This window comes from Megasphaera sp. An286 (assembly GCF_002163455.1).
Lineage (GTDB): Bacteria > Bacillota > Negativicutes > Veillonellales > Megasphaeraceae > Megasphaera > Megasphaera stantonii.
Genome location: NZ_NFIY01000010.1, coordinates 46737 through 72778, shown reverse-complemented (window position 1 = coordinate 72778; position 26042 = coordinate 46737). Strand labels below are relative to the sequence as shown.

General features: G+C 54.5%; 29 protein-coding genes. 15 read left to right on the top strand and 14 right to left on the bottom strand.

From position 1 onward, the window contains the following. Nucleotides 1-261: a GIY-YIG nuclease family protein gene (locus B5F80_RS06285; RefSeq protein WP_087477970.1), complete on the bottom strand. Its 261-nt coding sequence runs from the start codon at nt 259-261 to the stop codon at nt 1-3. A gap of 8 nt (nt 262-269) precedes the next feature. Further along, entirely contained in the window at nt 270-746 is a 477-nt protein-coding gene (locus B5F80_RS06280) for a peptidylprolyl isomerase (RefSeq protein ID WP_087477969.1), read from the bottom strand. Between the two features lie 362 nt (nt 747-1108). Here B5F80_RS06280 and B5F80_RS06275 point away from each other — a divergent pair, with 362 nt between their 5' ends. From B5F80_RS06275 to B5F80_RS11195, 6 genes are all read left to right on the top strand, one after another. After that, nucleotides 1109-2317, top strand: coding sequence for an MFS transporter (locus B5F80_RS06275; protein WP_087477968.1), 1209 nt, complete (start codon nt 1109-1111; stop codon nt 2315-2317). Further along, the gene (locus tag B5F80_RS06270; protein WP_087477967.1) at nt 2310-2747 is read left to right on the top strand and encodes a MarR family transcriptional regulator; all 438 of its coding nucleotides are present in this window, start codon (nt 2310-2312) and stop codon (nt 2745-2747) included. Before B5F80_RS06275 ends, B5F80_RS06270 begins: the two co-directional genes overlap by 8 nt. A 120-nt stretch (nt 2748-2867) precedes the next feature. Further along, complete coding sequence (hcp, locus tag B5F80_RS06265) at nt 2868-4430, top strand: hydroxylamine reductase (RefSeq protein WP_087477966.1); 1563 nt, start codon at nt 2868-2870, stop codon at nt 4428-4430. 145 nt (nt 4431-4575) lie between these two features. Beyond that, nucleotides 4576-5565 carry an Rpn family recombination-promoting nuclease/putative transposase gene (locus B5F80_RS06260; protein WP_087477965.1) on the top strand — a complete coding sequence of 330 codons (990 nt, stop codon included), beginning with the start codon at nt 4576-4578 and terminating at the stop codon, nt 5563-5565. A 111-nt stretch (nt 5566-5676) separates the two neighbouring features. Next, a complete protein-coding gene (locus B5F80_RS06255) occupies nt 5677-6810 on the top strand; it encodes a M20/M25/M40 family metallo-hydrolase (protein WP_239386317.1) in 1134 nt (377 codons plus the stop codon). A 234-nt stretch (nt 6811-7044) separates the two neighbouring features. Then, complete coding sequence (locus tag B5F80_RS11195; RefSeq protein ID WP_143747166.1) at nt 7045-7308, top strand: hypothetical protein; 264 nt, start codon at nt 7045-7047, stop codon at nt 7306-7308. Between the two features lie 94 nt (nt 7309-7402). Here B5F80_RS11195 and B5F80_RS06250 read toward each other — a convergent pair whose 3' ends face one another. Both B5F80_RS06250 and B5F80_RS06245 read right to left on the bottom strand, forming a co-directional pair. Continuing rightward, the gene (locus tag B5F80_RS06250) at nt 7403-8182 is read right to left on the bottom strand and encodes a hypothetical protein (RefSeq protein ID WP_087477964.1); all 780 of its coding nucleotides are present in this window, start codon (nt 8180-8182) and stop codon (nt 7403-7405) included. 79 nt (nt 8183-8261) lie between these two features. Beyond that, nucleotides 8262-9734: a PLP-dependent aminotransferase family protein gene (locus B5F80_RS06245; protein ID WP_087477963.1), complete on the bottom strand. Its 1473-nt coding sequence runs from the start codon at nt 9732-9734 to the stop codon at nt 8262-8264. A gap of 171 nt (nt 9735-9905) precedes the next feature. Between B5F80_RS06245 and B5F80_RS06240 the strand changes: the two genes are divergently transcribed. Both B5F80_RS06240 and B5F80_RS06235 read left to right on the top strand, forming a co-directional pair. Continuing rightward, entirely contained in the window at nt 9906-10523 is a 618-nt protein-coding gene (locus B5F80_RS06240; RefSeq protein ID WP_087477962.1) for a LysE family transporter, read from the top strand. A gap of 83 nt (nt 10524-10606) precedes the next feature. Further along, nucleotides 10607-11692, top strand: a complete 1086-nt coding sequence (locus B5F80_RS06235; RefSeq protein WP_087477961.1) for a metallophosphoesterase — start codon at nt 10607-10609, stop codon at nt 11690-11692. 55 nt (nt 11693-11747) lie between these two features. On the opposite strand, the gene B5F80_RS06230 is transcribed toward B5F80_RS06235, so the two are convergent. The 5 genes from B5F80_RS06230 to B5F80_RS06210 form a co-directional block, all read right to left on the bottom strand. Further along, nucleotides 11748-12947 (bottom strand): PLP-dependent aminotransferase family protein, encoded by a 1200-nt coding sequence (locus tag B5F80_RS06230; RefSeq protein WP_087477960.1) that lies wholly within the window; start codon nt 12945-12947, stop codon nt 11748-11750. Nucleotides 12948-13098: 151 nt separating this feature from the next. Next, nucleotides 13099-13878 carry a TSUP family transporter gene (locus B5F80_RS06225; RefSeq protein ID WP_087477959.1) on the bottom strand — a complete coding sequence of 260 codons (780 nt, stop codon included), beginning with the start codon at nt 13876-13878 and terminating at the stop codon, nt 13099-13101. Next, complete coding sequence (locus tag B5F80_RS06220; protein WP_204246354.1) at nt 13875-14411, bottom strand: GNAT family N-acetyltransferase; 537 nt, start codon at nt 14409-14411, stop codon at nt 13875-13877. The genes B5F80_RS06225 and B5F80_RS06220 overlap by 4 nt, the downstream gene beginning before the upstream one ends. 13 nt (nt 14412-14424) lie before the next feature. Continuing rightward, nucleotides 14425-15297 (bottom strand): NAD(P)-dependent oxidoreductase, encoded by an 873-nt coding sequence (locus B5F80_RS06215; protein ID WP_204246353.1) that lies wholly within the window; start codon nt 15295-15297, stop codon nt 14425-14427. A 188-nt stretch (nt 15298-15485) separates the two neighbouring features. Further along, nucleotides 15486-15887, bottom strand: a complete 402-nt coding sequence (locus B5F80_RS06210) for a pyridoxamine 5'-phosphate oxidase family protein (protein ID WP_087477957.1) — start codon at nt 15885-15887, stop codon at nt 15486-15488. Between the two features lie 147 nt (nt 15888-16034). On the opposite strand from B5F80_RS06210, the gene B5F80_RS06205 reads away from it, so the two are divergent. Continuing rightward, on the top strand, nt 16035-16361 hold the full coding sequence (locus tag B5F80_RS06205) for a helix-turn-helix domain-containing protein (protein ID WP_087477956.1): 327 nt from the start codon (nt 16035-16037) through the stop codon (nt 16359-16361). Nucleotides 16362-16404: 43 nt separating this feature from the next. Here B5F80_RS06205 and B5F80_RS06200 read toward each other — a convergent pair whose 3' ends face one another. Continuing rightward, on the bottom strand, nt 16405-16758 hold the full coding sequence (locus B5F80_RS06200) for a helix-turn-helix domain-containing protein (protein WP_087477955.1): 354 nt from the start codon (nt 16756-16758) through the stop codon (nt 16405-16407). A gap of 103 nt (nt 16759-16861) precedes the next feature. On the opposite strand from B5F80_RS06200, the gene B5F80_RS06195 reads away from it, so the two are divergent. Continuing rightward, nucleotides 16862-17419, top strand: coding sequence for a flavodoxin family protein (locus B5F80_RS06195; RefSeq protein ID WP_087477954.1), 558 nt, complete (start codon nt 16862-16864; stop codon nt 17417-17419). A 43-nt stretch (nt 17420-17462) separates the two neighbouring features. On the opposite strand, the gene B5F80_RS06190 is transcribed toward B5F80_RS06195, so the two are convergent. The 3 genes from B5F80_RS06190 to B5F80_RS06180 all read right to left on the bottom strand — a co-directional run bounded on the left by B5F80_RS06190 (nt 17463) and on the right by B5F80_RS06180 (nt 19183). Then, nucleotides 17463-17975: a GNAT family N-acetyltransferase gene (locus B5F80_RS06190; RefSeq protein ID WP_087477953.1), complete on the bottom strand. Its 513-nt coding sequence runs from the start codon at nt 17973-17975 to the stop codon at nt 17463-17465. A gap of 17 nt (nt 17976-17992) precedes the next feature. After that, nucleotides 17993-18439, bottom strand: a complete 447-nt coding sequence (locus B5F80_RS06185) for a MarR family transcriptional regulator (RefSeq protein ID WP_087477952.1) — start codon at nt 18437-18439, stop codon at nt 17993-17995. Nucleotides 18440-18970: 531 nt separating this feature from the next. Next, complete coding sequence (locus B5F80_RS06180; protein ID WP_087477951.1) at nt 18971-19183, bottom strand: hypothetical protein; 213 nt, start codon at nt 19181-19183, stop codon at nt 18971-18973. A 277-nt stretch (nt 19184-19460) separates the two neighbouring features. Here B5F80_RS06180 and B5F80_RS06175 point away from each other — a divergent pair, with 277 nt between their 5' ends. The 5 genes from B5F80_RS06175 (at nt 19461) to B5F80_RS06155 (ending at nt 24966) form a co-directional block, all read left to right on the top strand. Next, the gene (locus B5F80_RS06175; RefSeq protein ID WP_087477950.1) at nt 19461-19787 is read left to right on the top strand and encodes a DUF4440 domain-containing protein; all 327 of its coding nucleotides are present in this window, start codon (nt 19461-19463) and stop codon (nt 19785-19787) included. A 370-nt stretch (nt 19788-20157) separates the two neighbouring features. Further along, entirely contained in the window at nt 20158-21291 is a 1134-nt protein-coding gene (locus B5F80_RS06170; RefSeq protein WP_087477949.1) for an efflux RND transporter periplasmic adaptor subunit, read from the top strand. 22 nt (nt 21292-21313) lie between these two features. Then, a complete protein-coding gene (locus tag B5F80_RS06165) occupies nt 21314-22018 on the top strand; it encodes an ABC transporter ATP-binding protein (protein ID WP_087477948.1) in 705 nt (234 codons plus the stop codon). Next, entirely contained in the window at nt 22008-23225 is a 1218-nt protein-coding gene (locus B5F80_RS06160) for an ABC transporter permease (RefSeq protein ID WP_087477947.1), read from the top strand. The genes B5F80_RS06165 and B5F80_RS06160 overlap by 11 nt, the downstream gene beginning before the upstream one ends. 433 nt (nt 23226-23658) lie before the next feature. Continuing rightward, nucleotides 23659-24966 (top strand): MFS transporter, encoded by a 1308-nt coding sequence (locus B5F80_RS06155; RefSeq protein WP_087477946.1) that lies wholly within the window; start codon nt 23659-23661, stop codon nt 24964-24966. 660 nt (nt 24967-25626) lie between these two features. Here B5F80_RS06155 and B5F80_RS06145 read toward each other — a convergent pair. Further along, nucleotides 25627-26037: a hypothetical protein gene (locus B5F80_RS06145; RefSeq protein WP_087477944.1), complete on the bottom strand. Its 411-nt coding sequence runs from the start codon at nt 26035-26037 to the stop codon at nt 25627-25629. Between the last annotated feature and the right edge of the window lie 5 nt (nt 26038-26042).

Sequence of the window (26042 nt, the reverse complement as noted above, 5' to 3'; positions counted from 1 at the left end):
TTATACCATCTCCTTTGGCAGGGACTGGCAGAGGGCTTCTTTTTCTGCCCGGGGCATCTGCTTGATCTGCCATTCCCAGTGCATCGCGTCGTGCTTCGTCGGGAAGGCCCGGCTCCACACGAGGCGGACGGGACGACGGGAACGAGTATACTTGGCGCCGCGGCCCGCATTGTGAGCGGCGACGCGCTTGTCTACGTCCAAGGTCCAGCCGGTGTACAGCGTGCCGTCAGCGCAGCGCACCATGTAGGTATAAAACGGCATGGAACCTCTTAGAGCGTATCCGTAATGGCGACGGTTTCCAGGACTACGTCGTCGAGAGGACGGTCAAACCGGTTCGTCGGCACCTGGCTGAGGGCTTCGACGACATCGTAATTTTTGACGACCTTGCCGAAAATGGAGTGGTGGTTCTGGAGCCACGGCGTCGGCACGACGGTGACGAAGAACTGGGAACTGCCCGTGTTGGGGCCGGCGTTGGCCATGGCCAGGACGCCCGGTTCGGCAAAGGTCAGGGACGGGTCGAATTCGTCAGGGATCATTTCGTCCGAACCGCCGTAGCCCGTGCCTTCGGGGTCGCCGCCCTGGATCATGAACTGGGGAATGATGCGGTGGAAAATCGTGCCGTCGTAAAAGCCCGATTCGGCCAGCTTGCGGAAGTTCGCCACCGTAATGGGCGCCTTGTCGGGGAATAATTCGACGGTGAAATCGCCGTGATTGGTCTTAAATACTGCGTATACTGTGTCTGCCATCGTACAGCCTCCTATTTTGTATTCTTTATATACACTTATTATAGCATAAGAAAGGATGATAATATATCTGCTGTATGAGCGAATAAAAGGACAGTCCTGCTGTACAGCTGAAATTCCTGATACATCCTGTTCCGGCAGCATCGCGCTGAACATATGCTTGTAAGAAATTATACTATATTCTCGCCCAATACGCCACGTTCCGCAGCTAATTCGTTCTGGGCCTGCCGCCGCTCGACTTGACAAATCGAATGGACGGCGGTATAGTATATTCATTCATCAGATATTTAACTAGTTAATTATCTGATTTTTTTATTCACTAATAGTTAACTAGTTATCTATTTTTTTAGAAAGGATTTGATTTCATGACGAAAGCTCCGTTATGGACAAGACGTTTCTTCGCTATTATTATCGCCAACGGCCTGTTATTTGCTAGCTTCCACTGTTTGTTGCCGACGTTGCCGCTGTACGTGGCGTCCCTGGGAGCGTCGGGCGCGGAAATCGGCCTGATTTCCGGCATCTTCGGCGTGTCGGCTATCTTCATCCGCTTCTTTACGGATGATTTCGTCAAGCTGTTGGGCAAGAAAAAATGCTTATACCTGGGTCTGTTTTTCTCCCTCGTATCGACAATTGCCTACGCCTTCTTCACGTCTATACACATGCTGATGATAGCCCGCATCATACAGGGGCTGGGCTTTGGTCTCGGCACGACCTTTGCCGCCGCCCTGGCCGTCGACATCATCCCCTCGTCGCGGCGCGGCGAAGGCGTAGGATATTTCGGCTTGGGCAACACCATTTCTATGGGCATTGCGCCGGCTTTGGGCGTCATGCTGCTCACCGATTTCAGTTCTGACTTCCTCTTCGTCTTTTCCACCATCGCCGCGGCCTTAGCCGTCGGCTGCACTGTATTTTGCAGCGAATCGGTCAGCGCCATCCGCCGCTCCCGCCGCGCGCCGAAAGTGAAAGTACCTTGGCGGAGCCGCTTCTTCGAAGCCGGCACGGGATTTCCTTCTTTCTTTACGATGCTCTTTGGCCTGGCCTACGGCTGCGTCAATACCTTTATCGCCCTGCTGGCCCAGGAAGTCCATATTCCCAATGCAGGCTTCTTCTTCGTCGTCGGCACGATATTCGTCTTTTTGACCCGTACCTTCGGCGGACGGATTTATGACAGCAAAGGCCCCTTCTGGGTATTGCTGCCAGGCATCGTCTCTTACATCGCCGGACTGGTCGTCATCATCCACGCCGCGTCCTTTACAGCCCTTATGATTGCCGCCGTCTTTTACGGCACGGGAGCTGGCCTGATTATGCCGTCCCTCATGACCTGGCTGTTTAACTCCGTCGCGCCGGAACGCCGCAGCAGCGCCAGCGCTACCTACTACAACATGCTGGACGTCGGCACCAGCGGCGGCATCATCGTCCTCGGCGGCGTCGCCGGCGTCATCGGCTACGTCAACATGTTTTACTATGTCCTGGCCGCGATGGTATTGTTTTTAGCAGCCTTCCTAGGACAGCACTTCTATAAGCCGGCTTCCCGAAAATCCGTTGCCCTGCACAAGGAGAATTCCCATGCCTAACACATTGAAATACACCGACGACGCCCTGATTCATCATCTATATCTGACGATGAGAGCCTTTACCAAAGGCGTCAACGACGCGATGAAGCCTCTCGGCCTGTACAGCTCCGAGTGGACCGTCCTCAACTTCGTCGCCAAACACGACTCCTTTCCTCAGTCGGACATCGCCGCGGCGCTGGAAATCGAAGGAGCAGCCATTTCCAAGACCCTGAGCAAGATGGAGCAGAAAGGACTCATCGTGCGGACGAGCAGCCAGGACAAACGGGAAAAACGCATTTCCCTCACAGAAAAGGGCCGGGAGCTGTACCCCCTGGCAGCCCAGGCCGCCGGCAATCACCGCAGCGCCGTCTTAGCGGGCCTCTCACGGGACGACCGGCAGCAGATGCTGTCCTTCATCCAGTCCATGCTGGATCATATCCACAGCGATTAATTCATACAAAAAAACTGCAATATTGCAAATCCGTTGTATTTACAACAGACAGATACCTCCTTTGCCACTATACTTAGTATATCAACTGAAATGAGTATCGTTCCAAAGGAGGTCTTTACTATGGAAAATAAAATGTTCTGTTTTCAATGTGAGCAAACGATGAGAGGCACTGGCTGCACGGGCTGCGCCGGCGTATGCGGCAAATCGGCTGCCGCAGCAGATTTGCAGGATGAACTGACCAGCGCCCTCATCGGCTTGGCCCGCGTCTGTCAGACAAATGCTCCGACAGCCCAGACGCACCGCCTCGTGCTGGAAGCTTTATTTACAACGATTACTAACGTCAACTTCGACGTATCAACTATTCAGATCATGATAGACAGAGTGCGTGCGGAAAAAGCGGCCCTCGGCGGACAGGCCGGCGACTATGACGTCCGTCAGATTTGGAAAGCCGACGAAGATATCCGCTCCCTGAAATCTCTCATCCTCTTCGGCCTGCGCGGCATGGCAGCCTACGCCTATCATGCCCTCATGCTGGGCCGCAGCAGCGAAGAGGTCGATGCCTTCTTCTTGAAGGGATTGGCCGCCCTCGGCGAAGACTGGGGCATGGATGAACTCCTGCCCATCGTCATGGAAACGGGCAAGGTCAACCTGACCTGCATGGCTCTCCTCGACGAAGCCAATACGACGGCGTACGGCACGCCGACGCCGACGACGGTTCCCCTGACAATTGAAAAGGGCCCCTTTATCATCGTAACAGGCCACGACCTGAAGGATTTGGAACTGCTCCTGAAGCAGACCGAAGGAAAAGGCATCAACATCTATACCCACGGCGAAATGCTGCCGGCCCACGGCTATCCCCTGCTCAAGAAATACGGCCATTTGAAGGGCAACTTCGGCACAGCCTGGCAGAATCAGCAGAAGGAATTTGACAACGTTCCCGGTGCTATCCTGTTCACGACAAACTGCCTCATGCCGCCCCGCAGCTCGTACAGCGACCGCGTCTTCACGACGGAAGTCGTCTCCTACCCCGGTCTCGTCCACATCGGCGAAGATAAGGACTTTACGCCGGTCATCGAAAAGGCCCTGGCCCTGGGCGGATACAGCGAAGAACAGCATTTCACGGGCATCAACGGCGGCACGACAGTCATGACCGGCTTCGGTCACGGCACAGTTCTTTCTGTCGCCGACAAAGTCATCGACGCAGTCAAAGGCGGCGCCATCAAACACTTCTTCCTCGTCGGCGGCTGCGACGGCGCCCGTCCGGGCCGCAATTACTATACGGACTTTGTCAAACAGACTCCGGCTGACACGGTCATCCTGACCCTGGCCTGTGGCAAATACCGCTTCAACGACCTCGACCTCGGCACTATCGGCGGCCTGCCCCGCATCATGGATATGGGCCAGTGCAACGACGCCTACAGTGCCATCAAAGTAGCAGTCGCCCTGTCAGAAGCCTTTGGCTGCGGCGTCAACGACCTGCCTCTCACCCTGGTTCTCTCCTGGTACGAGCAGAAGGCCGTTTGCATCCTCCTCACGCTCCTGTACCTGGGACTCAAGAACATTTACCTCGGCCCGACGCTGCCGGCCTTCGTATCGCCGAATGTACTGAACTTCCTCGTAGAAAACTACAACATCACCCCCATTTCCACACCGGAAGAAGACTTGAAAAAGATTTTAGGCTAATCCCCTTCCCATCAGCTCGCTGCGGCACACCTCGCCGCAGCGAGTTTTTCTATGCCTCCAGCTCATAATATAACGCCCCTCTCCCTATGGCATAAAGGCAAATCGTGATACAATACAAGTAAGAATAGTAAAAAAGGAGGCGGCTATGGCTCAGCAATTAAACCGGCTAAACGACGTATTTTTCAAATATCTGCTCGGCGATGCGAAAAAGAAATTTCTCACGCTGAGTTTTATCAACGGAATCCTGAACCGGACCGACGATACATTGTTCACCGATTTAGAGTTCTTAGACAAAGAAATGACCCCCATCATGCAGGACGGCAAGGTATCTGTCCTGGATATCCGGGCGAAAATGAACGACGGCACGCAGGTCAATATTGAAGTACAGGTCTGCAAAGACCCAGACATGGCCCGCCGTTCCCTCTACTATTGGGCAAAAATGTACGGCAGCGAGCTCCGCGAAGGCGAGCCCTATGACAAGCTCATGCCGGCCATTTCCATCAACCTGATGGATTTCAACGCCTTTGCCCAGTATACGGCATGCCATCATTCATACCATATCTGCAACGATGAAACAAAGGACATCCTCATCGATGATTTAGAAATGCACTTTATTGAGCTGGAAAAAATCCGCATCGGCGACATCCGCAAGCTGCGGAAATCAGAGCGCTGGATCGCCTATTTTTCCCACCAATGCAGCGACGAAGAACGGGAGGTGCTGGCTATGAGCGAACCGGCCATCAAAGAAGCGATGAAATGCGAAATGTATTTCACCCAGGACGAAAAGCTGCGCCGGAAATACGAAATTCAGGAAAAAGCGCGGCGCGACTATATTTCTATGATGCACAATATCGAAAAGAGCCGGACCGAAGGCTGGCAGAAAGGCCTCGAAGAAGGCAGGGCCGAGGGCTTAGCCGAGGGCCGTGAAGAAGGACGGGCCGAAGGGCGAAAGGAAGGCAGGGCCGAAGGGCGGGAAGAAGGTCGGCTGGAGGAACGGAAACGGCTGACGGAACAAACCGTAGCGACGATGCTCCAGGAAGGCCTGTCCCATGAACTGATCGCCCGCATCATGAACCTGCCAGTAGAAACCATCCAGGCCATTGCCGCCGTCCAGTCTGCGCCGGCAACGGAGTAATAAAAAAAAACATCAGGTACGTGAAGCCGTTCCTGATGTTTTTCTTTGGCTGCTCCACGCTATAAGGAGATACATGGGGCAGCCCATCGGCATGGCAAGGAGATGAAATTCATGCATTCCTCTATAGTAGAACAAATCAATACCTATATCCGCAGCCGCCATTCTCAATTCACAGAATTGCTGCGCCAGATTATCACCATTCCCTCGCCGACGGGGCAGGAGGGCAAAAAAGCCGCCTGGGTGCTGAAATATCTGCACGACCTAGGCCAAGGGCAGGCCTGCATCGACGAGGCGGGAAACGTCCTCTGCCCCTGCCAAATCGAGGGGCAGACGGCCTTTCCGCTGTACAGCGCCCATATGGACACCGTATTCGAAAGCCCTACGGATTTGACGCCCCGCATAGACGGCCATATCCTCGCTGCACCGTCGTGCGGCGACAACAGCGCCGGCGTCGCAGGACTGCTGTTCCTCATCGCCATGATTCAAGACCTGGATCTGTCCCTGCCGCAGGGAGCCCTCTTTGCCTTCAACGTCGGCGAAGAAGGCATGGGCAATCTCAAGGGCATGCGCCGCATCATGGCCGACTGGAAGGGGCGCATTACAGAGGCCCTCGCCGTCGACTGCACCTTCGACGACGTCGTCGCCATTCCCGTCGGGTCGCGCCGCTACCGCGTCTCCATCGAAGCCCAGGGCGGCCACAGCTGGATGCACTTCGGACACACCAGCGCCATCGCTGCCGCCGCGTCTATTATTTCCAAACTCTACAGCCTGCCTGTCCCAGCTGCTCCGAAGACGACGTATAACGTCGGCACCATCTGCGGCGGCACGACGATTAACTCCATCGCCGCCAGCGCCGAATTCACTGTCGATCTTCGCTCCGAATCGCATGACGAATTAGAACGACTGGACAACGCCTTTCTGCACCTCCTCGCCGACGCCGAACAAGACGGCCTGACCCTTACGACGACCCTTCTCGGCGAACGGCCCTGCAGCAGCGGCGCAGATATCTCGGCTCAATGCCGGCGCATCGCCGCCATCCGCAGCAAGTACGGCCTCGGCACGCCCTTTATTTCCGGCAGTACCGACGCCAACATCCCCCTCAGCCTGGGCATCCCGGCCCTGTCCTTCGGCGTCTGCCGCAGCCACGACGAACACACGACCCACGAATGGCTGGAACTCGATACGATAGAAACGGGGCTGCAAATCCTGGCTGAATATATGTTACTCTCATCGACAACAACTTGATTTTGAATGCCGCCTTATGCAGCCATTCTCCTTATAAAAAGCGATATACCAAAGATAGAAAGGGAATGATTCATTATGATAAAACGTTGTTTTACTATTATATGCTTGGCAATAAGTCTATTATATCCAATACACCATACAAGTTTCGCCATAAATTTAACGCAATCTAACTACGTAAAAATAATAGAAACGGCCGATTCACCCATGTCCGTATACATAAATACACTTTCGCCAGTGGTCATCCAACAAGACCCGCCACACTATAGCATCAAAGGGGAAATAATCATTCATAACGCCGATGCCGACACGACGGCAGTCTATGAAGCGACATACCATTACAATACGGACACACGAAGCATCGCCGTCAACTGTCCGGAATTATCCGACTATATCAATCGCCAAATTCCGGATCCGGCCAAACGTTCACCTTTCGTCGGTTCTTTTATCTCCATCGGCAATGCCTATTTCATGTTCTGCTACGGCACGCCGTTTTTATAATACAATCTAGTTATAATAAAAATCCCTTATATGGCTAAAATTCCGCCTATATAAGGGATTTTTTATTGCTCTCTGTAAAAGGAAAGCCTTGCCATTATAAAGCAAATAATTCAATTTCCTCAATAGCATCGGCTTTTCCCTTAAATACAAGGCCTTCTTCTGTCCCTTTATCGGTTTTCACATCATGAATAGGATACATGATACTTCCAAACGTCCCGTCCGGGCCAACGATAATATTTCCTATTCCATATTTTAAAGAAAAATCTTTGAGAGAACTCTTACAATTTAATCCGCTCGTTTCAAAACGCAATGGGCTATCTTTTAATAATGTAATGGCTGTAACAACACTAACCGCCGCCGGATTAAAAGTAATTTTAAGCCCTTTCTCATGATAACGCCAAGTAAAACCTTTATAGGACGACCCAGTCACCGTGTCAGGAACTCCTAATACGTCGATTACTTCTTTTACCGACATCATCAATCCTACTCCGCCGACAGTTTCAAAATGTCTCGCTTTGTTATCTTTCCGCAGCGGCATACCCTGATAATAAATGCATCCATTCCTGATATACCGATCACCGATATTGAGTTTTCTCTCTCCATCTTTCTCAAGAATAGTCATCTCAAAATGCCCTACCATCCATACTGTCTTGGTTATGTTGATAATAGGACACGTATTAACGGACTGTTTATCTACCTGCAAAACTCGTTCTCCCTGCAGATTATACCAGTCGCCCTGAATGACCTGAGCTGCCGAAGCTGTTCGCAGCGCATTGTCTTCATCCCATGTGTCTGCCGCCGCATATTGCGGTACGCCTCCCAATAAAAATAAAGTCAGCGTAATGCCAAAAAAAATTCTCATCCATGGTTTCATTTGCTTTCCTCCTTTGACATCCGCTCATCTCCATTTGCTTGAGCAATGACAATATAACAAGGCACCTAATAAATGTCGTTTAACTTTGTCGTGTCGTCTCAATAATATCAGCCAGCTTCAGGGCCGCATCCCTGAATTCTTCCGGCGTCGTATAGGAATACGACAGGCGCAGGGAGTTATTGCGGCGGAAGTCGTAGATGTTGCCGGGGTTGATGAGGATGCCCTCCTTGGCGGCGGCCCGGAAGATGAATTCCATGTGAATCGTCTCCTTTAAGGTCAGCCAGATGTAGAAGCCCCCGTCGGGGACCTGCCACGAGGCGATGCTGCGGAAGCGCTTGTTCAGCACGTCGAGGGCCGCGTCGCGGCGGCGGCGCAGTTCGTTCCGCAAAAAGACGTTGTACTCGTCGTACATGCCGCTTTCGAGAAATTCGGCCATGACCATCTGCGACAGGGAGCTCGCGCCGTAATCGACCTGCATCTTCACGTCGCCTAATCGCTGGACGACGGGCTCCGGGCCGACGAGCCAGCCGATGCGCAGGCCCGGGGCTAGGGATTTCGAAGCGCTGCCCAGGTAGATGACCGTGCCGATCTTGTCGATGGCTTTCAGCGGCGGCGGGGCGGCGTCAAAGGACAGATCCTGATAGGCGCCGTCTTCGATAATCGGCAGGCGGCGGTTGGCGCAGAATTTCAAGAGGGCATAGCGGCGGTCTGCCGTCATCGTGCGTCCCGTCGGATTGTGATTCGTCGGGATGGTGTACAGCACGGCGTCGGTTTTCGCTGACGACAGGGGCACGATGTTCTGCAGCGACGCCATGCTGATACCCTGGGCGTCCATGGCCACGCCGGTCAGGCGCAGCCCTGCCGACTGAAAGACGCGGAGGGAATTCAAATACGTCGGCCGCTCTGTATACACGACGGAGCCGCCTTCGAGGAGGCTGGCCGAGATGAGCTGCAGGGCTTGCAAGGCTCCCGACGTGATGAGGATAGACGACGGCGGGGCGATGATGCCGATTTTCTCCAGATGGCGAGACACGGCCTTGCGCAGGCGCTCCAATCCCAGCGGCTCCGGATAGCCTAGGGACTCTATCGATGATGCGACGCGCGACAATGCCTCCTTCATCATGTCGGCCGGAAAGAGGCGCGGGTCGAGTTCGCCCGTGCCGAGGCGCACCATCTGCGGAGAAAATTCCAACCGGTTAATCTCCTGCACGACGGTCTTATTGGCCTGGAAATAGCCTGCCGACACGTAGCTGCCCCAGTCGGCCTGATGGGGCAGCAGCACCGACCAGGTATTGCTGGCAATGGCCGTGCCGTTGCCCCTGTTGCCCTTGATCAGTCCGTATGAATTCAGCATGTCCAGAGCTTTCCCGATAGTGCCGCGGTTGACGCCGAATAGGCGGGCCAGCTCCCGGTGGGACGGCAGGCGCGTGCCGACAGGCCATTCTCCCGTCTCTACCTTCTGGCAGACGAAGCGGACGATTTGGGCATAGACGGCGTCGGGGCCGGATTTGTCTGGTTTCCAGTCGATCTGTACTGGCTGGATACGATACATGATGTCCTCCTTTTTTGGCTCACTTCAATTTTGCCGGTTTGGCTCATTGAAAGGCGAAGCCGGTTTGATATACTAATAGCAGATACGATAACGATGCTGTTATTATACACTATAACCGCTGCGAAATACTATATGCCGCCGCTGATTCGGCCGGTTTAAGGAGGAATATGTATGCAGTTCTTTTTACAAGGGCTGACCATGGGATTGGCCTATGTAGCCCCCATTGGCATGCAAAATCTGTTCGTCATCAACGCCGCCCTGACGTCGTCGCGCCGCCGGGCCCTGCTTACAGCTCTCATCGTCTTATTCTTCGACGCGACCCTGTCGATTTCTTGCTTTTACGGCGTCGGCGCCCTCATGGACCGCTACGAATGGCTCCAGGCCCTCATCCTCTGCATCGGCAGCCTCATCGTCATGTCCATCGGCGTCAATCTCATCCGCTCCCGCCAGGACGACGTATCGCAGTCCGGCCGCACCATGCCCCTGGGCAAGACGATTTCCAAGGCCTGCGTCGTCACCTGGTGTAACCCGCAGGCCATCTTAGACGGCACGATGATGCTCGGCGCCTTCCACGTCACCTTGTCCATGAGCCAGGCCACGCCCTTTATGGCCGGCGTCGTATCGGCGTCCTTTCTCTGGTTCTTCGGCCTGACCTTCTTCATTTCCCTGTACAGCCATAAATTCAACGCCAAAGCCCTGCGGATCGTCAACGTCGTCTGCGGCGCCGTCATCGCCTTCTACGGGGCCAAGCTGTTTTGGAACTTCCTCCAGCTCATGGGCTGGGTATAAGCCCTTGGAGCGTACACTACGTTGAAAGGGACGGCGGAAAAGGGTATCATAAAGGCGAGACTATCATACAGGAGGATCGTCTTATGTTCAACCGCACCGCCTTTTTCTGGAAAATCGGCGTTCTATCACTCGTCGGCAGCGTCTCCGCCTGGCACATGTACTGCGCGTCTGTGCCCTGGCTGGACACGCTGCCGGCATTTCTCCTATTCTGTATTGCGCCCTTCTTCTTTTCCTTAGCCCACAACGCCATTCACGCCGTGCCGCTCTGGCTGGCCAAGGTCTTCGCCTGGGCCGGCGGCTACTGGCTTATCTTTACGATCTATTCCTTTATGGGCGCCGTCGTGTATGGCCTGGCCTGGCTGCTCTGCGCCGCCGCTGGCTTTGACTGGCAGGCCGTCGGCCCCCGCTTGTCGGCGTACATACGGGCCTGCATCCTCATGATACTCGTCGTCGGCTCGTACCGGGCTCTCGTGCCGGTATACCGCCATATTTCCGTCGAAACCGACAAAGTGGAAGCCGACACGACGATCGCTTTCTTGTCAGACACCCATTTCAGCCCCTTGCTGAGCCATTGGTTCGTCAAGAACATGGTGCGCCGCATCCAGTCGGTCCATGCCGACGCCATTCTATTCGGCGGCGACCTCATCGACGCCCATTTGGACTTCGTCCGCCGCGACGGAAGCTATACGTACATAAACGGCCTGCACGCACCCTTAGGCGTCTACGCCGTCTACGGCAATCACGACTACTTCGACAGCGACGTCGGCGAGCTGGCCCGCCTGCTGCCGGCTGTCCGCTTTCTCGCTGACGAGCAAAGCCCTATAGGCCGGAACATCGTCCTGACGGGCATGCGCGACTATATCCACTATCCAAACCACGCCATGCCCGCCGCCGACGCCACGGCCTTCAACATCGCCGTCGACCACGAGCCGCTGCGCATGGTCCCGGCGGCACGGCAAGGATACGACCTGTACCTGGCCGGCCATACCCACGGCGGCCAGTTTTTCCCGGAAAACGTCGTCACCCGCCGCATGTACACCCTGTGCTACGGCGCGCGCCGCTTCGGCCGGCTCCTGGCCGTCGTCACCAGCGGCTACGGCTTCTGGGGCACGCCCTTCCGCACCGGCCCCCGGCCGGAAATCGTCGTCCTTCACATACGCCGCACGTAACACGCACATACCCCCTGCTTCGGCACGCCGCCGAGACAGGGGGTATTATCATATCCTATTTCATTTTAGACGCGATGAGCCGTCCCAATCGTTCCATGCCGATGCGGATTTTTTCCGGCGGCACGTTGCCGAAGCTGATGCGCATGCAGTTGCGCCCCTTGCCGCCTCCTTCGACGAAAAATCCTTCGCCGGCGATGAAGGCCACCTTATAGGCCGCCGCTTCCTGGAGCAGCTCCGTCGTATTGATGTCGCCGGGCAGCTCGACCCAGGTAAACAGGCCGCCGTCAGGGAAGACGCGCTTCGTCCCCTTCGGCAGGTAGGTGTCGATGCTGTCGATCATGACGTCGCGCCGCTCCCGGTAAATCGCCCGGATTTTCTTCAAGTGCTCGTCGAAATAGCCCCGCTTGAAAAACTCGGCGCACAGTACCTGGGCCAGGGCCGACGTATGGGAGTTCGTCGCCGTCTTGGCGTCGAGGAGCCGCTCCATGATCGGCGGAGCCGCCACGACGTAGCCCAGGCGCGACCCTGGCGAGAAAATCTTGGAAAAGCTGTTGGCCAGGACCGTATGGCCCGTCTTATCGAATACCTTGATAGGCGGCAGCTCTTCGCCGCTGTAGCGCAGGTCCCGGTACGGGTCGTCTTCCAGGATGAGCACGTCGTACTGGCTGCCCAGCTCGGCCAGCCGCTGCCGCCGCTCCCTCGTCAGCGTCTTGCCCGTCGGGTTGTGGAAGGTCGGAATGACGTAGACCATCTTGGGATGGTATTCCTTCATTTTCCGCTCCGCGTCGTCGGGCACGATGCCGTCTTCGTCCGTTTCCACGGCGACGCAGTGGGCCTGAAACATTTCAAAAATCTCGATGCAGTGGACAAAGGACGGCGATTCGACGAGGATGACGTCGCCCGGATCGATGACGACCTGACAGAGAAGGTTCATCGTTTCCAAGCCGCCGTTGACGATCATGATATCGTCCGCTTCGGCATGGACGCTCTTCGGTTCCAGGAGGATACGGGCCACGACGTCGCGCAAATCCTTCAAGCCGATGGGATTGTTGTACTGCAGCGCTTCCAGGCCGCGCTTGTCCCTCGTCAGCACGTCGTTTGCAATCTCCCGCACGATATCGACGGGCAGGGCCTCCATAGCCGGCGCGCCGCCGCCGAAGGAAATTATCTCCGGATCGGTCATGGCGCTGAATAAATGGCGCACAATCCTCGCCGAGCCTTCCATCGTTTCCATCCGCTTTGCCAATCGTACCATATGAACCACTCTCCTTCACCGTCCGACGCTGTTTTGTTTTCCACAGCGCCGCATATTTCTTTATAAACTTAACATACTACAGGGTTTGGCCCTTGTAAAGTTAATTTATTCAGATAAGCGATGAAAATTCGTCATATGATACGGAACAGGACTACAGCAAATAAGCCTGGCCATATTCCAGCAGCAGCTTGCCGAGCAAGGCGATGGTCACGGCCATCATGACGAAGCGGATAAACGGCGCGCCGCGCCGTATGGCCGTGCGGGAGCCGAAATAAGCGCCGATCATCAGTCCGGCCGCCAGAACGACGGCGTATTCGTACAGGATTTGGTCCCACATGATGAACAGCAGCAAGGACGTGCAGTTCGTCCCAACGGCCAATATCTTGGCGTTGCCGGCGGCGACGACGAAATCAAAGCCTACCATGGCAAAGACGATGACCATAAAGGTCCCCGCGCCGGGGCCGGCAAAGCCGTCGTAGGCACCAATAGCAAAGGACGCCGCCAGTATCTTGGCGGAAAATACCTTCGCCGGTTCTGACGCGCTGTTCCTCCCGATGTCGCGTTTGAAAAACACGACGGCCGCCGTCGCCGCCAGCACGGCGAGAAGCAGGGGCCGCAGCACGTCTTCAGGAAGATAGATCATGAAGGCGCTGCCGGCAGCCGAACCGGCCAGAGCCAGGGGAATCATGCGCCAAGCCAAGGACAGCTTCGTCTTGCCGGCCCGGATAAATTGAATCGAGCTGACCACATTGCCGCAGGCCGCGGCTAGTTTATTCGTGCCGATAGCCAGGTTGGGCGGCAGCCCCATAGCCAGCAACATGGGCAGGGATACGAGGCCTCCGCCGCCGGCAATGGAGTCGATGAAGCCGACGAATACGCCGCCGATGCCGCACAGCAGCAAGGACAGGGCCGTACTGCCTATCTCCATCATAGCCTGCCGACCGCCTTTTCATAAAAGACCAGCTCCAGCGGAATCAGGCCGTTCAGCTTGGCCGGCGACGCCCCGGCCAGACGGTACCCCAGAGACTCGTACAAGCTGCGGGCCGGCCTGTTATGCCTCCACGTATCGAGGCGCATAACGGCGCAGCCTGTGCCGACAGCCCAGTCTTCGGCATACTGCACCATAGCCCGTCCATACCCCCGGCGGGCCACTCTCGGCGCGATGCACAGCGTATGAAGGACTAATACCTGTTCTGGCAGCGCGTCGTACAGCCATGAGGCTGCGGCGTACTCCAGCGCCTGCACCTGGTTGAGTATCATCGCCGCTCCGACGGCCCCGTCTTCTTCCAATACAAACAGCGTTCCCTGGACGGCCGCCCCTTCCGCAACGGCAGCCGTGGGATACACGCCTGCCTGCCAGCCCGTCGCCGTGCCGTGCTCTCCCTCATACTGCAGCAGGGCGTCGTACACCGCCGCGACAGCCGGCACATCGGCCATCGTTCCCTTTCGTATCGTATAAGCCACAGCCAGTCCCCCTTTATTTCTGATAATACTTGATTAAGCCCTGCGTTCCCAGCTCGCCGTTCGCCCCGTCTTCTGCCGTCAGGGCTTCGTAATTCGCCAGGACCTGGCGCAGCATATCCAGATGAAGGCCTTCCCCTTCGGCTTCGCTCTTTGCCAGGGTCATATCCTTGATAAAGTGCTTGATGTAAAATCCCGGACGATAGTCGCCGCAGACGATTTTTTCGCCGAAGGCGTTGAGCTGGGCGCTGCCGGCGGCTCCTGTCGCGACGGAGCGCAGGAACACATCCAAGTCGAGGCCCTTGGCCTTCGCGTAGGCCAGAGCTTCACACACACCCGACAAGGCGCCGGCAATCATGATTTGATTGGCCATCTTGGCGTGCTGGCCGCTGCCGGCCTTCCCCTGATAATTAATATTCGTACCCATGGCTTCAAACAAGGGCCGGCAGGCCTTGAAATCATCTTCGTCTCCGCCAACCAAGATAGACAAGGTACCGTTAATGGCACCCGTGTCTCCGCCGGTAACAGGCGCGTCGATGACATGAAATCCCCGCTGCTTCCCCTCGGCATATATCCTTTCGGCCAAAGTCGGGCTCGTCGTCGTCATGTCGATGAGATACGTCCCCGATGCGGCGCTATCAAAAATATTACCTGCGCCGAAATAGACTTCCTCTACGTCCTTGGGAAAGCCGACCATCGTAATGACGGCGTCGCAGCCCTGCACGCACTGGCCGATAGTCGGGCAGAATACAGCCCCTTCGGCGACGAGATCCGCCGCCTTTGCTTCCATCCGGGCAAACACCCTCAAGGAAAATCCCCGCTTCATCAAGTTCCGGGCCATGGGCTTGCCCATAATCCCTACGCCTATAAATCCTATCGTCTTCATCATCTATCCCTCCTGAGTATCAAGATAGTTCTATTATACTCTATTCGAGGGGTACGATTACATAACTGCGTCCATTTATTTTTCCCAAACAAAACCGGCTCGAAGGCAGGAGGGACATTCCTGCTGCGAGCCGTTTTTTATAACAAAGTATTATATTTTATAAAACGCATGTGCTGCAATACTGCCAACCCTTACAGGGCGTATTCCTGAGGCGGGTTGCCGAAAAAATCGGCGATGACTGCACGGGCTTCGGCCAGATAAAAGACTTCGAAAATCGGATTGGACGCGTCGCCGTACTGCCCCTTGACGATGGGATTTGCCATGCACATTTCCTTCGCCGCCATGTTGTTTTCAAATACGGCCTTGCCGCTCAGGCGAATCCAGGCGTACGACGGGCTGGAAACGGACAGCTCCACATAGGGGTTGACCTGCATATCCTTGTACACGTCCTTTGTGCTGTTCGTGCAGAACCACAGCTTTCCGTCCATCTCGCCGGCAAACATAAAGGGACGGCATTTCGCCTTACCGTCGCGGCCAATAGTCGCTAAATACTGTACGGGGTTTTCCTGTAAAAACGCAATGACTTTCTTCATCGTAAAAGACCTCCTGCCTATGCACATCTTAAAAATTGCAACTTTCCGCTTGCAAGATTATAATAATTCCATAGAGATATATTGTAAAGTAAGCACTTTTTTGTGCTGTAGTTACCTAATAGAAACTATGGAATAGGAGGCCTTTTTATGGAACCGATAAAACAACTGCCAGCCTGCCCTGTCGAAACGACGCTTATGCTGATCGGCGACAAATGGAAAGTTCTCATCCTTCGTGACCTCTTGCCCGGAACCAAGCGTTTCGGCGAACTAAAAAAATCCATTGGCTCCGTGTCACAAAAAGTCTTGACAGCTCAGCTCCGCGACATGGAAGCAAAAGGTCTGGTCAGCCGAAAAGTATATGCAGAGGTACCGCCTCGCGTCGAATACAGCCTGACCGATTTAGGTCGAAGCCTGAGCCCTATTTTAAAAGCGATGGCTGAATGGGGCGAATACTACAAAACACTGCATCGCTAAGACCAAAGCTGCCATACGCCGCGCAGCGCATCTGACCGGCCCGTTACACGTCTGCCTTTTCCGTCTTGGGTTTATGAGCGTCTCCCCAAATGCAAAGCTGATCTAAAATATTCATTAGCGACAGGCCTGTATTCGACAGGCGATATTCAACTTTCGGCGGTATCTGGGGGTATTCTGTACGAATGATAAGGCCGTCCTTTTCGAGTTCCTTCAATGCATTGCTCAGTGTTTTATGAGAAATTGTCTTGATATATCGTTTTAATTCATTGTACCGGACAACATGGAATTCCATGAGGCAATATAAGATTACCATTTTATATTTGCCGCTGATCAACGACAACGTATAGCTGAACCCCGTATCTTCAAAATTAGCTTTTTCTATATAATTTACAATCATATACGCTCTCCTTTTAGTTAGTATCTAACATATTTGTGCGTACTTCATTCTATCTATATATATTGCTATAATTATACCATACAAATAAAGGAGGCGTTTTATAATGCAAAAAAAAATCTGTATATTAAATGGAAGCCCTCGCGCAAACGGCAATACGAAAGAACTCATTAAGCACTTTACAGACGGCGCCAAAGAAGCTGGCTGTGACGTCGTCTGTTTTGATTTGCAAACCATGAATATCCACGGCTGTCTAGGCTGCTGCCGAGGCGGTACAGACACAGCCAATCCCTGTGTACAGCAAGATGACATGTCCAAGATTTATCCTGCATATATCGCAGCCGACATCCTTGTCCTCGCTTCACCCATGTATTACTGGGGATTCAGCGGCCAGCTAAAATGTGCTTTTGACCGCCTGTTTGCCGTCGCCGAATTAAATCCGAACTATGCCAATCCTATAAAGGATTGCATTCTCCTTATGGCAGCCGAAGGCGATACAGAAGATAATTTTGCTCCCGTCAAAGCAGCTTATGAAGGCCTGCTCCATCATTTAGGCTGGAATAATCTCGGCATCGTCTACGCTGGCGGCAATATGGCTGCCGGTGACATCATCGACAAGCCGGCACAACTCCAAGAAGCAAGAGAATTAGGAAAATCCCTGTAATAGTATAAACGGGCTGCCCCTAGGCAGCCCGTTTGCATATTTCCTATATTGTCGTCGGCAACACCTTTTGAAAAGCAATCTTCGTGCTGTTCGCAAACCAAATCGTCCCACAGTATGTAAATCCCATCGCAGCAATAATGCCCCGCATAATCGCGTTGTCTTCATCTGTATCCACGCGGACGGAATATACGCCCTTGGCCGCTGCCATCGCTTCGGCTTCAGCAAAAAGACGCTTTGCCAATCCTTTCCCTTTATAGGCGTCGCTGACGGCCATACGGTGAATGACGACGTACGGCCCGTCGGCCAGCCATTGACCTTTTAAGCCCTCATAAGCTGGTTCGCCGCCGAAATCAATGCAGCAATAGGCGATCATATCGTCGCCGTCGGTCAGGACATAGCCCTTTTCCGCAGCAATATCGCCGGCAATATCCTGTTCTTCCGGATAGCCGTCCTGCCACTGGTCGACGCCCTTGTTCTTCAAAAAGGCCTTAGCCTGATCTATTAAGGCCATGCCCCCCTGTATATCTTCTGTCGTTGCCATGCGAAATGTAATCATTCCATCCGTCTTCCTTCTTATCGTTTCATCCGGTTCCACTCGTCGGCGGCGTTCCGGCTCATGACGGCGGCCAGCCGCAGAGCCGCCGCCTTGTCTTCATCGCTCAGTCCGGCCAGACAGGCCGCGGCCTGCCGGTTTTCTTCGGCAATAAACGCATCGTATATAGCCAGTCCCTTTTCCGCAGGGTATACGTTCCATGCCCGGCCATCCCGGCTGTCGCGCCGTTTTTCCACATAGCCGGCGGCGGCCAGCTTATCGACAGCCTTGGTCGTCGTCGCCTTGTCGACGGCGCACTGCAGCGTCAGGTCGGTCAGCGTCAGGCCCGGCGTTTCGCAGATGCGGGTAAAGAAAATAAATTGTCCCCGCTGAAATCCGTAGGCTTTGAATTTCTCATCCATAATCGAATGGATGCACCGGCTCAGCGTCCCAATATGGCGCAGCAAGTCGCACTCCAGCGATTCCATCGGCAAGCCTCCTTTTTGTTTTTTTTGATTGAAATTTCAACTAAAATGCAGTATAGTATACTCTGGCCCGTTTGTCAATACGGAGATACTGCCCCTTCGTGTTCCTTGCCGCCATAGCCTGTACCGAAACTCCGCGCCCTGCCCCTGCTTTAAGGGCGGCGACACCTTTGTGTTAGAACAAAACGGCGAGCGCGACGATTTCTGACACATGATGGACGGCAACTTCTGTCCCGAAGCGTGGGACTGCGTCAGCCGCTGCGCCTGCGCAGCCTTGCAGGGCGGCTCTATCATACGCGGCAGGTTATGACGAGAAGATAAGAATTACCTGATGCAGCGACAACACGCGGCCGGTTATCTTCAAAAGCGAACGCATCGACATAGACGACTAAGAAAGAACCCCGGCGGACAGCAGGCATAAGGCCGGCAGCCGCCGGGGGTTCCGTAAAAGGAGACGCCCCCGCACGAGGCGAGGGCGCGAAAGAGAGTATAGAAAGATTTATGTGATAAAAATGGTATGGACAAGCAGCATAATTAGTTAAAGCAGTACTGGCAAAAGACGCCGGTCAAATCAAACTGACGGCTTTCCATCTGGCGAACCGGTTCTCCGTCGCGCACAGGCTGCGCTCCGATAGAAGCGGCTAAATCTTCGCCGCGGCAGTAAATGCCTTCGCCGTTTGCTTCTCCGCTGAACGGCAGCGGTACCATGACATTGATCATCTGGTCAAAAGAAAATCGCTTCATCATAGCATCCCTCCCTGCAGGCATCACCATTTCATCTCGCCTGCTGACCATACTATAAATCAAATCGGGCTCTTAGTCAATGCTTTTCCGGAATTATTTTTGCTAATTATTAATTCTTTTTCGGAATATGTATCAGCATCTTTTATCTATAATCACGAGCCATTTGTCCATTCAGACTACTATCTCCGATTCATTGCCAACAGCCGCTTCATCTAGTACTATATTCCCGTAACGACAATGCTGGCTGTCAGGAGGAATCGTCATGTAAGACTCTGCGTTTATGCAAGATATGGAAACATTCGTCCAAACCTATGCCCGTTCTGTGAATACCTGCCATATCGACTTGTACAAATCCCTTTGGAATCAGGACGGAGCCATATTCTTTATTCACCCGTCAGGCTGCGACCATTCCTTTTCCGAGGTCGCGCAGCATTTTTACTTGGACACGATGGACGCTCGTTTTTCTAAACGCGAGTTAATCCCTAAGCCCCTGTGCTGCGCCCAGTACGGCGACACGGCCGTCCTTGAATTCGAATGGGATTTTTATGCCACAGCCCGCGAAGACGGCTCTGCCGTCCATATGAGGGACGGGAACCGCAGGTCTTAATTCGTGAAGACAACGGCTGGAAAATCGTCCACGCCCACTACTCGCCCTTGCCGGAACCATGATTTCCAGCAACCGACGCCGTCCTATCTCAGGGCGGTGTGTTTCTTATCCAACAGGCGCATTGCTTCGTTTTTTACGTCTTAGAATAACAGGTTTATATTGATATACATTGTCAATGCAAATCTAAAAGCAGCGCCTCCTTTGCAGCCGCCGTCTCTTGGCAAATTCCCCTTTTTTTATAGCAATTTCCCTACAATTTTAGGCGAATTGTTACAGTTTCGACTAAAATCGTCATTTTGCCTCTTATTTTCTTTACTGTCATGATATACTTTGTATAAGCAAGAAAATGAATTCGCAGGGGAGATTTACTATGAATATCAACAAGAAGGTAAAAATGGCTGTCGCCGCCGTCGTCATCGCAGCCTGCGCGTTCGGCGGCTACCAATACTATCAGACCAAGCAGGCCGAAGCTCAGGCCGCGGCAGTAGAAACGGCAAAAGTCGTCCGCATGAACTTGAAGTCTACAGTCTCGGCGACAGGTACGATCAAGCCGGTTAATTCCGTTGAAGTATCGCCGAAGATCACGGCCCGTATCAGTCAGATACTGGTCAAAGAAAATGACCATGTCACAGCCGGCCAAACTGTCGCTATCCTCGACGGAAAGGACTATCAGGCCCAGCGCGACCAGGCCCAGTTCCGCGTTACCAATACGCTGCGAGAATATAACCGTGCCAAGGAGCTGTACGCAGTCGGAGCCGATACGAAGCAGGCCTTGGACAACGCCGAATTCAACTACGATACGGCTGTCAGCCAGCTCAATGAAGCCGAATCAGACGTAGCTGAAACGGTCATCACCGCCCCGATGGACGGCATCGTCGTCGGCGAACCGAAGAGCGTCGGCACCATGGCCGTACAGGGCAACAACAACCCGACGGTCATCATGTACATTGCCGACACGTCGCAGAAGCAGATTTTAGCCAAAATCGACGAAACGGATATCGGCCAGATCCAGGTAGGCCAGACGGCAACCTTCACCGTCGATACCTATATGGATAAGACCTTTACAGCCCGCGTATCGAAGATTTCCCAGACCGACACGAGCAATACGTGGAACACGACGGGCACATCCAGCACCACATCGTCCTCGTCTTCGTCGGGCAGCGTCATTTATTACTACGTCACCCTTGACGTAGACGACCCGAACGACGAGCTGCGCATCGGCATGACGGCCCGCGTAGACATCAATACGTCGGAAAAGGAAAACGCCATGGTCGTCCCCATTGCAGCCCTCAAGACCAACGACAAGGGCTCCTACGTCCTGCGCGTCAACAGCGCCGGCCATACCGAACAGGTACCGGTTACGACAGGCATTTACAGCGATGAATTCGTAGAAATCCTGTCGGGCCTCGACGTAGGCGACAAGATTTCCATTACCTACACGGCCGCCAAGGCGACGAGCTCCCAGAATAAAAACCAGCGTCAAGGACCGCCGCCTCGCATGTAGCATCCTCGCAAGGGAGAAACCTATGGAAAACGTAATCGAATTAAAAGATATTAAAAAAATATATCATATCGGCGGAGAGGATTTCGCTGCTCTGGCCGGCATTACCCTAACCATCAAGGAAGGCGAATTCGCCGCCCTTATGGGCCCGTCCGGCTCAGGGAAATCGACGCTCATGAATATCCTCGGCTGCCTCGACAGGCCCACGGAAGGGTCGTACAAGCTCAGCGGCAAGGAAGTTGCCCACCTGAGCGACGACGAGCTGGCCGTCACGCGGAACCAGCGCATCGGCTTCGTCTTCCAGAACTTTAACCTCCTGTCGCGCATTACAGCGCTGGAAAACGTCGCCCTGCCCTTAGTCTACGCCGGCGTCGGCCATAAGGAACGGACCCAGCGGGCTATGAAAAAGCTCGAAGCCGTAGGACTGGCTACGTGGGCCCACCACAAGCCCAACGAGCTGTCCGGCGGCCAGCGCCAGCGCGTAGCCATTGCCAGGGCACTGGTCAACGAGCCGAGCATCATCATGGCCGACGAACCGACGGGGAACCTCGACACGAAGTCGACAAAGGAAATCATGGCGATTTTCGAATCCCTCCACGAAGACCATAAGACGGTCATCCTCGTCACCCACGAGCCGGAAATCGCCGCCTGCGCCAGCCGCCAGCTCCTCATGTGCGACGGCCTGATTACGCGGGACGAAGGAAAGGGGGTCGTCATGGATGTTGTTTAAAGAAAGCGTGCAGATCGCCATTACGGCCCTTCTGTCCAACAAGCTCCGCTCTATCCTCACCATGCTGGGCATCATCATCGGCGTCGGCGCCGTCATCGCCATGATTTCCATCGGCATGGGCGTCCGCCAGAACGTCACCGACTCCATCGCCAGCCTGGGCAGCAACATGCTCATCGTCACGCCGGGCTCGACGAACCAGGGCGGCGTCCGTTCGGCAGCCGGCTCCAGCCAGCGTCTGAAGCTGGAAGACGCCGAAGCCATTAAGAAAAAGATAAAGAACATCGACTACGTATCGCCGACAGTCAACAGCTCGTATCAAATCGTCAACGGCAACCAGAACTGGAACTCGTCGGTCTACGGCGTCACGCCGGAATACCTGCAGATTCGCGACCTGTCCGTATCGACGGGCTCCTTCATCACTCAGGCTGACGTCAACTCGCGCAACCGCATCGCCGTCATCGGCACAACCGTCGCTGCCAACCTCTTCGACGCCCAGAACCCCGTCGGCAAGAACATCCGCATCAACGGCCAGCCCTATAAGGTCGTCGGCGTCCTCGAAAGCAAGGGCCAGTCGTCTATGGGCAGCGACCAGGACGACATCGTCATCATCCCCCTGACGACGGCTCAGGAACGCCTCATGGGCATTACGTACATCCGCTCTATCAACATCCAAGTGTCGAGCGCCGACCGCATCGAATACGTACAGGGCCAGGTCGAATCTCTCCTCCGCCAGCGCCATCACATCGTCGGCGATAAGGAAGACGACTTCACCGTCCGCAACCTGACCAGCCTCATGGAAACAATGAACGACACGACGACGATGCTTACCTTGTTCCTCGGCAGCATCGCCGCCATTTCCCTCATCGTCGGCGGCATCGGTATCATGAATATCATGATGGTATCCGTCACGGAACGGACGCGGGAAATCGGCATCCGCAAGGCCCTCGGAGCGACCTTCCGCAACATCATGATGCAGTTTCTCATCGAGTCAGTCGTCATCGGCGTCATCGGCGGCCTCTTAGGCGTTGCCTGCGGCGTCGGCCTGGCTATGGGCATCGCCGAGCTCGGCCTGTTTACGACGGTCATCACAGCCGCTCCTATCGTCATTTCCTTTGGCTTTTCCGTCGGCATCGGCCTGTTCTTCGGCATTTACCCGGCCCGCAAAGCAGCTCGCCTCGACCCCATCGAAGCCCTGCGCTACGAATAAAGCTTAAAAATTTTAACGTTTAACTCAAATATTATAACGTTTAACCTGGTAATTCCCTAAAAAATCCTCTTGACAAACGGCCTGTATCCATGGATAATAAGTTCAACACCTCAAAACGCCCCGCATATATGCGGAGCCTATACAGGCCATGACCAGGTAAAGAACAGGTTTCCCTTTCCTACAGAGAATCCGGCAGCGGTGAGAGCCGGACCAGAAACAGACCTGCTTCGACATCGCCTGCGAGCTGCCGCGCCGAGCGTCCTGCACGGGAGGCGCAGCCGTATGTCAGCGTTAAGGACAGCCTTCGGGCCCTAAGTGATAAAGCAGGGTGGTACCGCGAGCCTTCGCCCCTGCCGTCTCCATCGTCGAGACGGCAGGGGCTTTTCGTATACATGGCAGTTTGAGGAAATGATCTATCAAGGGGGAGTATCGTATGGAAAATGCAATGGAAAGACAACAAACCGCCGCGGCAGCTGCGCCGGCAAGGACGAATTTCCGCTGGAAAATCGCCTTTCTTATCTTTTTAATCAGCTTTGTAGCTTACATGGACCGCGTCAATTTATCCGTAGCGACACCTGTCATCATGCAAGAATTCGGTTTTACAAAAATTGATATGGGCTTCATTCAGACGTGTTTCTTCGCAGGCTACGCACTCATGCAGGTTCCCGGCGGCATGCTCGCCGAAAAGCTGGGCCTGCGCCGCACCGGCGCCCTGGCCATTCTCTGGTGGTCTATCTTCACGGCTCTGACAGCCTTTGCCAAAGGCAAGGTCAGCTTCGCCGCCGTCCGCCTGCTCTTCGGCATGGGCGAAGGCCCGGTCTTCCCGGCCTTGGGAGCAGCGACCTTCAGCTGGTTCAATACCCGTGAAAAGGGCAAGGCCAGCTCGTCCATCCTCATGGGCACCTTCTTCGGCCCCGTCGTCGGCCCGGCCATTACGGTCGCCCTCATGGCCGCCATGGGCTGGCATGCCGTATTCATCATCTTCGGCCTCGTCGGCATCGTCCTGGCCTGGGTATGGCACAAATACGCCCACGATAACCCGGCTCACAGCCCCTACGTCAACGAAGCCGAATACGCTCATATCACCGAAGGCCGCGCCGCTGCCAGTGAAAAGAAAAGCGTCGCCCCGTGGAGCAAATTCCTCCGCTCGTCCCAGTTCTGGGCCGTCGGCATTCAGTTCATGGTCGTCGACTACATCATGTACGTCTTCCTGGCCTGGCTGCCCCTGTACCTGACGGAAGTGCACAACCTGTCCCTGAAAGCTATGGGCATCTGGGCTTCCTTCCCGTGGATCGCCCTCATGGCCATGGTCTTCGTCGCCGGTTATATTTCCGATAAAATGGCCAACGGCAAAAACAGCGAACGGCAGTACACCATGCGTACCTTCACGGCTATGGCCGGCGTCGCCGTCACCTCTATCGGCCTGTACGTCGCCGCACATACGCCGAGTGCCGAAATGAACATCTTCTGGATGACCGTCTCTCTCGGCGCATTAGGCTTCTCCATGAGCGCCAGCTGGGCCACGGTTATCTCCCTGGGCGGCAAATACACCGGCTCCGTATCGGGCTGGATGAACCTCTGGGGCAACATCGGCGGCGTCCTCGCCCCCATCGTCACAGCCTACTTCGTCACCAACTACGGCTGGAACGACGCCTTCATCGCCACGTCTCTCTTCGGCATCGTAGCCATCGTCGCCTGGATCTTCGTCAAACCGGGCAAGGCCCTGACGCCGAACGAATAATATTTGTACACAGCAAAAAAGGAGTCTCTCTGACAGAGGCTCCTTTTATTCATGCGTATGGTATATCAAATTAGCAAACATACGGTCTATTTGTCCATTGACACACCGCAGTCCATCGTGTACACTATCCCAAGAGGTGCTGCGTACACCAAACGGCAGGCGGTAATCAGGCCCCGGAAGCGGGGTGATGCGTATGGATTCTATCAATGCTACCTTAGTGTTACTGATAGTATTGTTCTATCTCATTTCGCACAAACAAAAATAGCCGCCAGCGCCCAACTGTTGCGACTATCTTTGTTGCTTAACATATAGGGGCTAACCGTTTGTCGGTGCAGCACCTTGTTTTCATGTTCATCATAGCATACCCCTTCCGAGCCGTCAAGGCGTATGCTGATTCAGCAAACATATGATTCATCCATAGTCTTACTGATAGTATTGTTCTATCTTATATCGCATAAACAAAAATAGCCGCCCACTAGAGCTCCACTTCTACTTGGCGGCTATCTTTGTTCGTTAATTAGAGGGGCTAACCGTTTGTCGGCGCAGCACCTTATTTCTTCACCTTTATTGTACTGGATGACGCACTCAGCGTCAAGTATATTTCATATCATAAATAACAAGAGCCGGGCATCGCATAGATGTTCCGGCTCTCGTCGTATATTATCTGTTTCTATGCAAGGAAAACCATTGCTTGCGGCAATCGGCGCTGCAGAAAGCCGTCCGCCTGTCCTTAGCGTCCCGTATTTCCACGAGGACGCCGCAGTTCCGGCAGCGGAAGGCGTGCTGTACGGGCTGGGACTCCACGTTTTTGGAATGCTTCCAGTACAGCCGCTCGCAATGGGGCGAGCAGAATTTTCTCCGCTTATCCGCCCCTTGCGTCACGACGACCCACTTGCCGCAGCGGATGCAGCGGAAGGAGCGCAGCACCTTTCCTCCGGCTCGCTGAGACGGCGGCGCTTCGTCCCGATGGCGGTAGGCGTAGCGCCGGCAGGACGCACTGCAGTACCGCTCCGTCGCGCGGTGCGCCGTAAAGACCTTGCCGCAGACCGGGCATTTCGCTTCCCGTTCCACTGCTC

Bases quoted from the DNA above. Each gene is read 5' to 3' on its own strand.
- B5F80_RS06285 (WP_087477970.1), bottom strand. From the start codon at position 261: ATGCCGTTTTATACCTACATGGTGCGCTGCGCTGACGGCACGCTGTAC.
- B5F80_RS06280 (WP_087477969.1), bottom strand. From the start codon at position 746: ATGGCAGACACAGTATACGCAGTATTTAAGACCAATCACGGCGATTTC.
- B5F80_RS06275 (WP_087477968.1), top strand. From the start codon at position 1,109: ATGACGAAAGCTCCGTTATGGACAAGACGTTTCTTCGCTATTATTATC.
- B5F80_RS06270 (WP_087477967.1), top strand. From the start codon at position 2,310: ATGCCTAACACATTGAAATACACCGACGACGCCCTGATTCATCATCTA.
- hcp (WP_087477966.1), top strand. From the start codon at position 2,868: ATGGAAAATAAAATGTTCTGTTTTCAATGTGAGCAAACGATGAGAGGC.
- B5F80_RS06260 (WP_087477965.1), top strand. From the start codon at position 4,576: ATGGCTCAGCAATTAAACCGGCTAAACGACGTATTTTTCAAATATCTG.
- B5F80_RS06255 (WP_239386317.1), top strand. From the start codon at position 5,677: ATGCATTCCTCTATAGTAGAACAAATCAATACCTATATCCGCAGCCGC.
- B5F80_RS06250 (WP_087477964.1), bottom strand. From the start codon at position 8,182: ATGAAACCATGGATGAGAATTTTTTTTGGCATTACGCTGACTTTATTT.
- B5F80_RS06245 (WP_087477963.1), bottom strand. From the start codon at position 9,734: ATGTATCGTATCCAGCCAGTACAGATCGACTGGAAACCAGACAAATCC.
- B5F80_RS06240 (WP_087477962.1), top strand. From the start codon at position 9,906: ATGCAGTTCTTTTTACAAGGGCTGACCATGGGATTGGCCTATGTAGCC.
- B5F80_RS06235 (WP_087477961.1), top strand. From the start codon at position 10,607: ATGTTCAACCGCACCGCCTTTTTCTGGAAAATCGGCGTTCTATCACTC.
- B5F80_RS06230 (WP_087477960.1), bottom strand. From the start codon at position 12,947: ATGGTACGATTGGCAAAGCGGATGGAAACGATGGAAGGCTCGGCGAGG.
- B5F80_RS06225 (WP_087477959.1), bottom strand. From the start codon at position 13,878: ATGATGGAGATAGGCAGTACGGCCCTGTCCTTGCTGCTGTGCGGCATC.
- B5F80_RS06215 (WP_204246353.1), bottom strand. From the start codon at position 15,297: ATGATGAAGACGATAGGATTTATAGGCGTAGGGATTATGGGCAAGCCC.
- B5F80_RS06210 (WP_087477957.1), bottom strand. From the start codon at position 15,887: ATGAAGAAAGTCATTGCGTTTTTACAGGAAAACCCCGTACAGTATTTA.
- B5F80_RS06205 (WP_087477956.1), top strand. From the start codon at position 16,035: ATGGAACCGATAAAACAACTGCCAGCCTGCCCTGTCGAAACGACGCTT.
- B5F80_RS06200 (WP_087477955.1), bottom strand. From the start codon at position 16,758: ATGATTGTAAATTATATAGAAAAAGCTAATTTTGAAGATACGGGGTTC.
- B5F80_RS06195 (WP_087477954.1), top strand. From the start codon at position 16,862: ATGCAAAAAAAAATCTGTATATTAAATGGAAGCCCTCGCGCAAACGGC.
- B5F80_RS06190 (WP_087477953.1), bottom strand. From the start codon at position 17,975: ATGATTACATTTCGCATGGCAACGACAGAAGATATACAGGGGGGCATG.
- B5F80_RS06185 (WP_087477952.1), bottom strand. From the start codon at position 18,439: ATGGAATCGCTGGAGTGCGACTTGCTGCGCCATATTGGGACGCTGAGC.
- B5F80_RS06180 (WP_087477951.1), bottom strand. From the start codon at position 19,183: ATGATGAAGCGATTTTCTTTTGACCAGATGATCAATGTCATGGTACCG.
- B5F80_RS06175 (WP_087477950.1), top strand. From the start codon at position 19,461: ATGCAAGATATGGAAACATTCGTCCAAACCTATGCCCGTTCTGTGAAT.
- B5F80_RS06170 (WP_087477949.1), top strand. From the start codon at position 20,158: ATGAATATCAACAAGAAGGTAAAAATGGCTGTCGCCGCCGTCGTCATC.
- B5F80_RS06165 (WP_087477948.1), top strand. From the start codon at position 21,314: ATGGAAAACGTAATCGAATTAAAAGATATTAAAAAAATATATCATATC.
- B5F80_RS06160 (WP_087477947.1), top strand. From the start codon at position 22,008: ATGTTGTTTAAAGAAAGCGTGCAGATCGCCATTACGGCCCTTCTGTCC.
- B5F80_RS06155 (WP_087477946.1), top strand. From the start codon at position 23,659: ATGGAAAATGCAATGGAAAGACAACAAACCGCCGCGGCAGCTGCGCCG.